This window comes from Paenibacillus ihuae, assembly GCF_001368795.1.
Taxonomy (GTDB): Bacteria; Bacillota; Bacilli; order Paenibacillales; family Paenibacillaceae; genus Paenibacillus_AQ; species Paenibacillus_AQ ihuae.
Genome location: NZ_LN831200.1, coordinates 1 through 12,009 on the forward strand (window position 1 = coordinate 1; position 12,009 = coordinate 12,009).

General features: G+C 49.4%; 13 protein-coding genes and 1 other annotated feature. All 13 genes read right to left on the reverse strand.

Features of this window, described 5'->3' with window-relative positions:
• Positions 1–414 precede the first annotated feature (414 nt).
• A complete protein-coding gene (locus AQR02_RS22595; RefSeq protein WP_054942690.1) occupies positions 415–2,037 on the reverse strand; it encodes a LysM peptidoglycan-binding domain-containing protein in 1,623 nt (540 codons plus the stop codon).
• Between the two features lie 244 nt (positions 2,038–2,281).
• Positions 2,282–3,163: a branched-chain-amino-acid transaminase gene (gene ilvE, locus AQR02_RS22600; RefSeq protein WP_054942691.1), complete on the reverse strand. Its 882-nt coding sequence runs from the start codon at positions 3,161–3,163 to the stop codon at positions 2,282–2,284.
• Between the two features lie 4 nt (positions 3,164–3,167).
• Complete coding sequence (gene pheA / locus AQR02_RS22605; RefSeq protein WP_054942692.1) at positions 3,168–4,055, reverse strand: prephenate dehydratase; 888 nt, start codon at positions 4,053–4,055, stop codon at positions 3,168–3,170.
• On the reverse strand, positions 4,052–5,032 hold the full coding sequence (gene thrB, locus AQR02_RS22610) for a homoserine kinase (protein ID WP_054942693.1): 981 nt from the start codon (positions 5,030–5,032) through the stop codon (positions 4,052–4,054). The genes pheA and thrB overlap by 4 nt, the downstream gene beginning before the upstream one ends.
• A 58-nt stretch (positions 5,033–5,090) precedes the next feature.
• Positions 5,091–6,377, reverse strand: coding sequence for a homoserine dehydrogenase (locus AQR02_RS22615; RefSeq protein WP_054942694.1), 1,287 nt, complete (start codon positions 6,375–6,377; stop codon positions 5,091–5,093).
• A gap of 68 nt (positions 6,378–6,445) precedes the next feature.
• Positions 6,446–6,883, reverse strand: a complete 438-nt coding sequence (locus AQR02_RS22620) for an ACT domain-containing protein (RefSeq protein WP_054942981.1) — start codon at positions 6,881–6,883, stop codon at positions 6,446–6,448.
• Positions 6,884–7,055: 172 nt separating this feature from the next.
• The gene (locus tag AQR02_RS22625; RefSeq protein ID WP_054942695.1) at positions 7,056–7,499 is read right to left on the reverse strand and encodes a hypothetical protein; all 444 of its coding nucleotides are present in this window, start codon (positions 7,497–7,499) and stop codon (positions 7,056–7,058) included.
• Positions 7,500–7,762: 263 nt separating this feature from the next.
• Entirely contained in the window at positions 7,763–9,073 is a 1,311-nt protein-coding gene (obgE, locus tag AQR02_RS22630; RefSeq protein WP_054942696.1) for a GTPase ObgE, read from the reverse strand.
• Positions 9,074–9,088: 15 nt separating this feature from the next.
• Entirely contained in the window at positions 9,089–9,829 is a 741-nt protein-coding gene (locus AQR02_RS22635; RefSeq protein WP_054942697.1) for a Spo0B domain-containing protein, read from the reverse strand.
• A gap of 234 nt (positions 9,830–10,063) precedes the next feature.
• The gene (gene rpmA / locus AQR02_RS22640; protein WP_039876443.1) at positions 10,064–10,375 is read right to left on the reverse strand and encodes a 50S ribosomal protein L27; all 312 of its coding nucleotides are present in this window, start codon (positions 10,373–10,375) and stop codon (positions 10,064–10,066) included.
• An 18-nt stretch (positions 10,376–10,393) separates the two neighbouring features.
• Positions 10,394–10,729, reverse strand: a complete 336-nt coding sequence (locus AQR02_RS22645; RefSeq protein ID WP_054942698.1) for a ribosomal-processing cysteine protease Prp — start codon at positions 10,727–10,729, stop codon at positions 10,394–10,396.
• A 12-nt stretch (positions 10,730–10,741) separates the two neighbouring features.
• Positions 10,742–11,053: a 50S ribosomal protein L21 gene (gene rplU / locus AQR02_RS22650; protein ID WP_054942699.1), complete on the reverse strand. Its 312-nt coding sequence runs from the start codon at positions 11,051–11,053 to the stop codon at positions 10,742–10,744.
• A gap of 14 nt (positions 11,054–11,067) precedes the next feature.
• Positions 11,068–11,153 (reverse strand) — a sequence feature (ribosomal protein L21 leader region).
• Between the two features lie 93 nt (positions 11,154–11,246).
• The coding region (locus AQR02_RS22655; protein ID WP_187388822.1) for a ribonuclease E/G at positions 11,247–12,009 on the reverse strand (763 nt) is incomplete at its 5' end.

Genomic DNA, 12,009 nt, shown 5'->3' on the forward strand with positions numbered 1-12,009 from the left:
GCATGCTCTAATTTTGGATCTCACCGAAGTGATTTCCAGATACTCACTCGTTGTTCAGTTTTCAAAGATCAAGTTCGTTGTCAGTGATGATTATCTCGTCACCAGCAACTCTTATAATATATCATGTTTTTCGATTGAATGCAACATTTATTTTTAAGTAAGTTAGCAATTCATATCGGATAATCATGTTCCAGTCCTTCTCAACATTTTGCTGTTCCCGACCGGATTTATAATATAACACGACTTATCCTGTAAAGACAACCCACAGCTTTTTCCAAATTTAAAATAGGTACCGCAGACTAATTAAATCTGCTATGCAACATGCCCTAAGGGATTGTTAAAAAAGCATATAAGGCTGCTAAAGAGTGACCGCAGCCTTATATGCTTGCACAACTAGTGTGTGATTAAGAATGATTAGTTCGAAATCCATGGATTCTTGCTTTTCTTAGCGCTTCCCGACCGGCTGTTCTGGTTCCCCCCCTGTTTGGAAGCAGGTTTACCGGACTTGGCTCCAGCAAGGCTTGATGTTTTAACCTTAGCTGCTCCTGCTTTATTGCTACGGTTTTTCGTCTTTGTTGCAGCCTCCGTAGTATTAACTGCTGCTTGAGGTGTATTAAGCTCAATAGGCTCTGGCTCCAGTATTTCCGGTACCCGGTTATGATGCGCAAAGTTCTCCATGCCCGGATAGGACGGATAGGCAGGAATGCCGGATATCGGGGAGTTTGCATATGTTTCAAACGGCGCTACAGAATTCGCTGCGGTATTAGGGAAGGTATCCGCTCCTACCCCATAAGGAGAGATTACGCCAGGCTGTGGCATATAAACCGGATAACCACCAAAAACCGGCTGTTCATAACCATAGTGCTGCATAGGAGCTTCCCCACCGCAGCCACAGGATGGCCATGGCAGATTCATCGTCTGTCCGCCATATTGGGGCACTCCATAAGACGGATAGTCGACGGCTGGGCTTACTGCGGTTAATGGGCCAGCATTGTAGTCCTGGGTATAGTTCGGATACCACGGTTCCTGAGCTTCTGCGACGGGATACATATTACCCGGATAAATATAGGGGGGCATGCACTCCTGCATATAAGCGGCTGGCTGAATATAATTCTGTGCGGGATTCACGCCCATCACCGGCATCGCCTGCTCATAATAAGGATATAGCTGCGGGCAATCAAAAGCATACGGATTCTCGTTTAATCCAGGGTAACCCGCTGTTTTATCACATGGCATTTCCTTATTAGGAGTCCAGTACGCCTGCTGAACCTCCGTTTTCCCCTTCTCTTTAGGCATCTCGTAGGCGACAGCCTCCTGTGCAGGAACCGAGATTTGTACATACAGGCTTTGAGACTCATGGACCATCTGGACAGGTGAGACCTCCGGTGCCTTGTTTACTTCAGGAGCTATGTTCACTACTTCAGGAGCTATGTTTACTTCAGGAGCTATGTTCACTTCAGGAGCTGTTTTCACTTCTGGAGCTGTTTTCACTTCTGGAGCTAAGTTCGCTTCAGGTTCTTTAGAAATTACTGGTTCGGGAACAGGTGCAGGCATAGGAGCTGCTTCCTGCACGGCTTCTTCTTTAGGTCCAGTGTATGTTTTACCGCCGACCTTCGTTTTATCTACCACCGCAGGTGATGTGGCTTCGGGCTGAATAGGAGTAGTATTGCTTTGAGTGGATTGAGGCTGTATTGCAGTTGCATTAGACTTTTTAGGAATATTGACGATTTCACCTGTCAGAAGCGCATTGGGGTTTTTAAGCTGCGGATTGGCATCAATAATTTCCTTTAACGTGATTCCCCAAGCCTTGGACAATTTCCAGAGCGTATCTCCTTGTTTAACTGTATGTTTATAGAAAAGCTCACTGTTATCCGGCACTGGTGTCGGAGCGGAAGGGATCTTGACCTTATCCCCTAAAACAAGCACATCAGGATTACTGATTTGCGGATTGGCCTCAATGATTTTTTGCAGCGATACTCCGTACTTTTGCGATAATGCATAGAGCGTATCGCCTTGTTTGACAATGTGTATTTTCACGCAGCATTAACCTCCTAAAAGTGCTTAATTGTTGGAGCGCGTTGCCATCCTTACAGCTGCAAATTCCGGCTCAGAGCTTCCTGCACTGATCTCGAGCATCGTTATATGCGGTACAGCCGCCTCCTTCGTTACTACATCTTATGCAGCCCATGGGCGATTGACATCCCTGGAACAAAAAAAATCCTTTCATGACTCGCATGAAAGGATTTTTGATATAGATGGAGATCCGGCAAACGATACTGGATTAGCCCCAAACCTTATAGCCATCTTTATCCACAGCATTGCGGAATTCTTCAAGAAGCTGCAGCGTAATCGGACCTGCATGTCCCTCTCCGATAATCCGGCCGTCGATTTCGCGTGCGGCGATAACTTCGGCTGCGGTTCCGGTAAAGAAAACTTCATCGGCGATATAAACGTCATGCATAGTGAACGGTTCTTCTTTCAAAGGCAGCCCCAGCTTCTCGCAGAGCTCGATAATCGCCAGGCGGGTGATGCCTTCCAGCGCACCCAGGTAGCAAGGCGGCGTATACACTACTCCTCTTTTGACAATGAAGATATTGTCCCCGGAGCCTTCGGTTACATAACCTTGAGCGTTCATCATAATCGCTTCGTCGGCTTCCGCCAGATTGGACTGGATTTTGACGAGGATGTTATTCAGATAGTTAAGCGATTTGATCTTCGGATTGAGTGCATCCGGGATGTTGCGGCGCTGGGATACAGAAACTGCACGTAAGCCGGTCAGGTAAGCCTGTTCGGGATAAATTGCTAACTGCTCCACAATAATGATTACACTGGCCTTAGGGCAGCGGCGCGGATCTAGTCCCAGGTTGCCTGGACCGCGTGAAACGATTAAACGGATATAACCGTTGCGCATTTCATTCAGACGAATCGTCTCTGCCATTGCTTCCAGCATCTCATCGTAAGTCAGCGGAATGTCCAGCATAATTGATTTGGCCGAATCATACAGCCTGTCCAGATGCTCTTTGCATTTAAAAATGTTGCCGTTATAAATACGGATGCCTTCAAAAATGCCATCTCCATAAAGAAACCCGTGATCAAATACGGATACCTTTGCATTTTCCTTTGTTACGTGTTGTCCATCCAGATAGATCCATTGCTCAGCCATGAACTTACTGCACCTCCGCTTTCTCTTCCTCATAGGTGTATGTGGGATACGAGCCCAGAATCCGTACCTGACAGCCCAAAGCCTTGATCTCTTCAATCGCCGCAGGGAGCAGGACAGATTCTATCGGTTCCAGCACATCAATGTAGAAATAATAAGTACCCAGTTTCTTCTTCGTTGGCCTTGATTCAATACGTGATAAATTCAGACGCCGCCAGGCAAATGCGGACAGCACCTGATGCAGGGCTCCCGGAAAATCCTCCGGCAGGGTTACAAGAATACTTGTCTTATCACCGGCGCTCTTCTGTGGAAGGGCCAGCTTGTGCGGTCCCACCAGCACGAAACGCGTGTAATTGTTATGGTGATCGGTAATCTTGCGGTCAACAATCTCAAGGTTATGCGTAGACGCCCCAAGCGCTGTACCGATGGCAGCCCAGCCTTTGCCGGGATTGTTCTTCACAATTTCCACGGCTTCTGAGGTGCTCCCTACTGATTCCAGCTCAGCCTGCGGGGCATGCTCACGGACGAACTGCAGGCATTGTGCCATAGCGACAGGGTGAGAGAGAATCTTCACTACTTTGCTGTAGTCCTTATGCCCGCTGCTGTCCATAAGTTCCCCGGGATTACTGATCAAATTCTGAACCGACGGATAAATCCACTCCGCCTGCATAGGCAGATTCACTTCATTAATGAGCCAGTCAATATGCAAACTGACCGATCCCTCGATCGTATTCTCAATCGGAATTACACTGTAATCGGTAGAACCGCCGGCCGTAGAGAGAAAAACGTCGGAAATCAGCTTGCGATGTACGATCCGGACAGGCTCATCACCAAACAAATGCAGCAGCGCTTCGTGGGATACGGTGCCCTGCGGCAATACCGCTATTGACTTCATAACTGTACTTCTCCTTTTATCATATCCAAAAATGAATGGTTTTGCATCCCGTTTCTTTCCAGCAGCTCTACAGTTACACCAGCGCCGGAAGGCGGCAGCCAGCAGGTCTGGGCCTTAATACCGTGCTCAAGCATCGTTTCCTTCAGAAAAAGCTCCAACTCCTGCTTCTTACTCTCTTTCCGGTCCACCAGACACAGCAGCGTCGGTCCCGCTCCGCTAAGCGCAATGCCCAGCGCCCCATGCTGCGGAGCTTCAGCCAGCAGCTTCTCCATTCCGGGTACGAGCGGTGCACGGTAGGGCTGATGCAGGCGGTCCTGCATCGCCCGGCTGATTAAATCCAGCCTGCCAGTGGCAAAGGCTGCTGTTAAAAGCGAAGTCCGGCTAATGTTATACACCGCATCACTTACGGTAATTTCAGCCGGTAACACCCCGCGGGCCTTAGTCGTTGCCAGCTCGAATTCCGGAATAACGACCAGCACCTCAAGGCCCTGCGGCGGCTCGATCCGGATATAATCGGCATGTACACCGTCCCAGACAGCCGTAATAATGCCCCCGAACAACGATGCTCCGACATTATCCGGATGCTTTTCCAGTGCGCAGGCCATGTCGAACAATTTCGCATTATCCAGCGGTGATCCAATCATAGCATTCGCTGCTGCCATTCCGCCAACGATTGCCGAGGCACTGCTGCCAAGACCGCGTGTCAGCGGGATTTCGGAATACACTGAAATCGACAGCTCGGGAACCGAAACTCCGGCTTCATCGAACACCATTTGGGCCACCTGATAAATCAGGTTGCTTTTGTCACCGGCAACCCCGTTCATTTCGTCTCCAAAAAAGTGAAAAACCGTCTCCTCCGCCTCTTCCATCTCAATCCATTCATACAGGGAGAGGGCCATCCCCAACGTATCAAAGCCGGGCCCCAGATTGGCGGTACTGGCGGGTACTTTTACTCTAGACCTTCCGTACATACTCATAGCTGGTGAAATCTCCTTCATTTTTTTTGCGCGGTATAATAGCTGTTCAGAAGGAGTGTTATCCCTCTACGCGATAGTGGCTCTTAATCCGATGGATGACCGCAAGCTCCTCGAGATGCCGCATTACTTTATTCATACTCGCCTTGCTGGCATTATGCGTTACAATAATAATTTCCGCGTCAGGATTATTCGGATTAGCTTGCTGTACTACGGAATCAAGACTGACATCGTACTCTGCAAACACCTGGGTAATCTTCGCCAGTACCCCCGCTTTATCATCGACATGCAGCAGCAAAAAGTTCTTATAAAAAATAGCTTCATCGCTCTTAAGTTTCTTCTGTTTGTAAGGTACAATCTGCTTCAGTCCATTTACGCCAAGCTTCAGGTTCTTAATCACAGCCACCAGATCGGCGACAATAGAAGTTGCCGTAGGCATGGCCCCTGCACCTGCACCGTAGAACATAGTTTCTCCAACAGCCTGCCCGTATACATAAACTGCATTAAATACGCCATTTACAGAAGCAAGCGGGTGACTGGTACGGATCATCGTCGGCTGGACGCTGATGCTGAACTCTTCATCCTCACGTTCTGCGATTCCCAGCAGCTTCATATCGTAACCAAGCCGTTTGGCAAAAGCGATATCTTCCTTGCTCACACCGGAAATCCCGCTGACACTGACATCATTCAGCTCCACATTTGTGCGGAAGCCGAGTGTGCCCAGAATAGCCATTTTGCGTGCAGCATCCAGGCCTTCCACATCCGAAGTGGGATCCGACTCCGCATAGCCCAGTTCCTGCGCTTCTTTAAGCACATCATTATAGGAGGCGCCTTCCTGGCTCATTTTACTCAATATGTAATTGGTTGTACCGTTAACAATCCCCATGATCTTCATAATTTTGTCGGAGGAAAAGCCTTCGATCAATGTGCGGATGATCGGAATCCCGCCGGCTACACTGGCCTCATAAAATACATCACACTGCTTCTCCTGTGCCTTAGCCAAGATTTCCGATCCATGGAGTGCCATCAGGTCTTTATTGGCGGTTACAATATGTTTGCCCCGCTCCAGCGCTTCAAGAATATATTCCTTTGTTCCGGCGATGCCGCCCATCACTTCGACGATTACATCAATTTCCGGATCGCGGATGAGCTCCCAGGGATCTGTAGTGATTTTGGCGGAATCGACTTCGATATCACGCGGCTTATCGGCGTTCTTAACAGCAATGCGTTCAATAATAATCGGTGAGCCCACTTGGCTGCTCAGATCCTCCTGATTTCCTTCAACGATACGGACCACGCCCGCACCGACTGTTCCCAGCCCCAATAGTCCAACTTTAACCGGCTTCATTTGGTTCCTCCTAAAAGTTTTATGAAGCTATACTTCCTAGATCAATTCTACGTAATAAAACTTGCTTGTTAACCCTGGCCGATGATTACGGCCCGCTTCACACCGGAGATTCCCTTGAGTCCTTCCAGCATGTCGCCCAGCTCTTCATTCAAATGTGAAATTTCCACAGAGATCACGACATTGGCCCGTCCCTGCAGCGGAATACTCTGGTTAATCGTCAACACGTTAGCCCCATGCACAGCGACACATCCCAGCACTTTGGACAGCATACCGGATTCATGCTCCAGATCAAGCGAAATCGTAACAATACGCTCACGCTCGAGCTGATGGATCAGATGAATACCATCTTTGTATTTATAAAAAGCACTGCGGCTAAGTCCAACCTGTTCTACACCTTCATGTACCGTCTTGGCGTCACCCGCTTCAAGCAGCTGTTTGACCTGCATGGTCTTCAGCACGGCATCAGGCAAAATGTCCTCCCGGACCAAATAATAGCGTTCTTTCACGAACGTCCTCACCCCAAAGACTTTTGTGTTTATATAGTGGACATTATACTTGAAAGGAACTGAAAAAAGCAATACATTTTCATAATCATGATTGTATTGAGTCATCCCCTGGATACAGTAAAACCCCCGACAAAAACGGGAACGCCACCACCTGACGATCCTGAGATTCCTCTTATTTCAGCGCTGCAAGCTCCCTGTTTCGCCGCTGGAGCGTAGCGGAAATACTCTCCGCCAGTTCACTCGCGGACTCTTCCCAATTGCTGCCCGGACTCTGAAGCGCCATCAGCAGGGCTACCTGATCATGCAGCAAAGAAATTTGCTGAGTAAGGGTAGCCTCAGTTGCGAACATACTGGAATGAACCGGCGCGCTGTATAGAAACTGTTCTTCTACGCCGGCAACCAGTTCTGTCAGCCATTCCGCTCCAGGATGCCTCCATGTACCGGCTAGCTCCCTTATATCCTGTAATTCCGCCAGATGCTGGCGATGGATCCGCGCAGCAACCTTAATTTTCCGTACCTTTGCTGCAGCACTCCGGCCGTAAATACCAGCTGCTCCAAGGATAACGGTACTGATAATCAGATTAGCCAGCTGTGATTCAGAGTAGCCCAGGATCATAAAGGAAAAAAAGTGAGGATGACTACTACAGCGTAAATTAAGCTCACGATACACGTATAACCCTTGTTCTTCCGCATAACTTCCCCCTTCACCCCTCCCTTCTTATGCTCCCACATTTGACATTCATTTCCGCTTATCATTGTAAACGATTTAAGGGCTGTTTAGGGTTGTTTGCACGAAAAAAACGCCGGCGGTGTTCTCCCCTGACGGGGAAACCACTGTCGGCGTTCCATACCTCTCTGCCTAACCGGCAGAGTTATTATTTAATAGTAGCTGCTGTTCTCTACAAACTCAAACTCGAATTCACCGATGCGGACAATTGTGCCTTCCACAGCGCCGCGTTTACGCAGCTCTGCGTCTACTCCCATATGCCGCAGCGTACGGGCTAGCTTCAGAATCGCATCATGCGTGCTTAGCTGCATGCGTTTGAGCATTTTCTCAATGCGCGGACTGCTGACAACGAACGCATCATTGTCACGTGTAACAGTGAAGGTATTATCATCCTCGGCTTCCAGCTTGTATACCTTACGTTCTGAAGTTTCTGCTACTTCTTCTACTACCGGTGCAACCGGGATGCTGTCGAGAATATCTGTTGCACGGTACAGCAGTTCCTGAACCCCCTGACGGGTAAGGGAAGAGATCGGCATAATCTCCATATCCGGGCGCAGTTCTGCTACCCGTTCACGGAAGGAAATCAGATTCGCTTCGGATTCTGGCATATCCATCTTGTTCGCTGCTACGATCTGCGGACGGTCAATCAGATTCGCATTGTATTGCTTCAGCTCATCATTAATGAGCACCCAATCTTCGAAAGGATCACGTCCCTCGGAACCGGACATATCCACTACATGGATAATAATGCGCGTACGTTCAACGTGGCGCAGGAATTCATGCCCCAGGCCCACGCCTTCGCTGGCACCCTCAATCAGACCGGGCAGATCCGCCATCACGAAGCTGCGGCCATCACCAACATCAACTACACCCAGGTTTGGAGTAATCGTAGTAAAGTGATACGCGCCGATCTTCGGCTGTGCCGCTGACACCACCGACAACAGTGTAGATTTGCCTACACTCGGGAAGCCTACCAGCCCTACATCCGCCATGACCTTAAGCTCCATGACAATATAACGTTCCTGGCCTTCTTCACCATTCTCTGCAAGCTCCGGTGCAGTATTGTTTGCAGTGGCAAAACGGGTATTTCCCCGTCCCCCGCGTCCGCCCTTCGCCACCACCACCTGCTGGCCGTGACGTGTCATATCAGCAATGACTTCCTGAGTATCATCATCAATCAGTACGGTTCCCGGAGGAATGCGCACGATCATGTGCTCGGCGTTCGCTCCGTGCTGGCTTTTGTTGCGGCCCTTTACTCCGCGTTCAGCTTTGAAGTGGCGCTGATAACGGAAATCCATCAAAGTACGCAAACCTTCATCCACGCGGAAAATAACGTCTCCCCCGCGTCCGCCGTCTCCACCGGCAGGACCGCCTTCCGGCACATACTTTTCCCGGCGGAACGCAACGAGTCCATCGCCGCCGTCGCCGCCCTTCACATAAATCTTAGCTTTATCTACGAACATTCATGTTCACCTTCCTTACATTCCCAGCGGTACACGCAGCTCTACGTAAGCCTCACTTGGCTTCCACTGCTCCGCCTTCATGATTTTGCCTTGTACTATATTATAAATTTGCCCCTGCAGCAGCTCGGGATTCCCATGATCCCCCTTGCTTTCGAAAGAGATGAGAATGTCTCCTCCATCCTGTGTAAAGCCGAGGCGGAGTGTCCGTGTATCTCCCTGTAGCGTGAGTCCGCTATATTGGTAAGCCCTTACCGTCTGCATAATCACAGAAGTCAGTTCGTCCCCTTGATCAGGAGTCAGCTTGTCCTCCAGCTGCAATCCTTCCTCTACCTGCACTTCCAGCTCCAGATTACTCCGGAAAGTGCGGAAGGACTGCAGATAGAACACCAGCGATGGAATGCCAAGCTTAGCGATCCGGCTATCCAGTGCTATACGTTCCTTTATTCTTTCCACACATTGTACGGATTTATCACGCTTCCCCAGCTGGATATATCCGTAAAGTACCTGCAGATCATTCATCCAGTCATGACGATGATGATTCAGTGTCCGGTTTGCCGCCTGTTGCAGAGTTTTCTCCTGTATGCGCAGTTCCTCTTCAAAATGACGCCGGTTGTAATAAAAGCTGAAAGCAAGCACCCCGGCTACCCATAATCCGAGCAGCAGGCATGTGAAAAAGGAGGTTTGCCAATACACGAGACCTAAAGGAAGCGCTACGGATAACATGACTGCCCAGATCAACCTTTTCCAGGATTTCATTCTTTCTCCCCGTCCCTCAGTTCGCAAAATTCATTCAAAATTATTAATCTGCCCCGAAGGGGCTTTTACCATTTTCCAGTATAACACAGCCGCCCGGTGCAATCACCAGCATTCAGACACTTAAACCGGGGATCCTAAAAACATAGCGTGCCACCCATACATTCTTATATTTTATCAAAAAAACCCCCGGCACTCATGCCGGAGGCTTCTACATACAAATGTGGTTCGGAAAGCTTACGCTTCCACTGCCGCTGCTACCGGAGCGACATCAACCGGGTACACGCTCACTTTTTTGCGATCGCGTCCCCAACGTTCGAACTTCACTACGCCATCAACCAGTGCGAACAACGTATCATCTTTACCGATGCCTACGTTAGTGCCCGGGTGAATTTTTGTTCCGCGTTGACGAACCAGAATGTTACCGCCGGTAACTGCTTGACCGTCAGCACGTTTCACGCCAAGACGCTTGGAGTGGGAATCACGTCCGTTCTTTGTGGAACCTACACCCTTTTTCGATGCGAATAATTGAAGATCCAATTTCAACATGTTGGTCAACCTCCTTCTTTAAATGATGACTTGCTGTATCTTAATATACTTCCCGTATGATTCTGCGATATCACTGAGCATTAAGACCATGGATTCCAGCAGCAGTTGAACTTTCGCGGACGTTTCAGCATCTTCAACAGAACCCAGGGTTCCGCTTAAAAAGCCATTCTTCATGGAAGTATCCATGGAGATTCCGGTCAGACTCTCAATTGAATTGACGGTACCCACCGTAACGGCTGATACTCCGGCACACACAATATCTTCACCGCGTTTGGCATAACCTGCATGCCCTTCCACCTCAAAACCGATAACAGCACCCATGTTCGAAGCCCGTGTAATCCGCACGTTAATCATTAACGCACCTTCTTACGCTTGAATCTTCTCGATAGTTACTTTAGTGTACGGTTGACGATGGCCTTGTTTCTTGTGGTAGTTCTTCTTAGGTTTGTATTTGTAAACTACAACCTTTTGGCCTTTACCATGTTTCTCGACTTTAGCTGTTACAGACGCGCCGCTAACCAGCGGAGTTCCTGCAGTCAGACCACCTTCGTTAGAAACAGCCAATACACGGTCAAACGTTACGCTTGCGCCGTCTTCAGCCACCAGCTTCTCAATGAACAAAACATCGCCCTCTTGGACTTTGTATTGTTTACCACCAGTTTCGATAATTGCATACATTGTACTTGCACCTCCTCATGTCTCAGACTCGCCTAGTCTAGGTGGCAAATTCCCGAAGGAACTGCGCTTATGTACCCGATCGGAGCGGTTACAGCATGTGCAGGATTAGAAGAATCAAACACATACTTGAAGATATTATCATACTTATTACCTATCGTCAATAGTATTGGAAAGGTATTTAAGAAGTTGCGGGTTACTCCAGCCAGGCCCCGACCTTGCCCGTGCCCCCGCAGCATTGGCAGATCACCGGGGCGAAGCTTGCCGAGTCATGCCTTGCTTTTTTACGGGTCATCTCCAGCAGTCCAAGATGGGTCCAGCCCAGAATATGCGTTTTGGTGCGGTCGCTGCTGACCACGCGCCCCAGCCGTTCCAATACTTGCCTGCGATGTTCTTCCAGTTCCATATCAATAAAATCGACTATAATAATGCCTCCGGTATCACGCAGACGGATCAGCCGGCCGATCTCCTCAGCAGCTAGCAGATTCGTACGTGTTACTGTCTCTTCGAGTGTCGCTCCGCCGGTATATTGAGCCGTATTGACATCAATGACGGTTAATGCCTCGGTTTCGTCCCAGATCAGTGTTGCTCCGCCCTCCAGGGTGATTTTGCGGCTGAAGCTCCGGAGCAGCTGCTCCTGCACGCCGTACGCGGTAAAGATCGGCTCCTGCCCGCGGTAAAATCCTACAGGCTTGTACCCCTCGGGGGCCATCTCCGCCAGAAAAGCCTCCGCTTCCCGAACGGCCTTGGCCGAGTCAATCATCAGCTCATCAAGCTGCGGATTGTAAGCATCACGGATAAAGCGCTGAACAATACTAAGATCGGAATGCAGCAGTGCCGGAGCGGACGCCTCTTCTGCCCGGCGGAGAATCAATTCCCACTGTGCCCGCAAAAAGGAAAGATCGCCTTCCACCGCGTCCGCCTGTTCATCCTCTGAAACCGTCCGCATGATCAGCCCT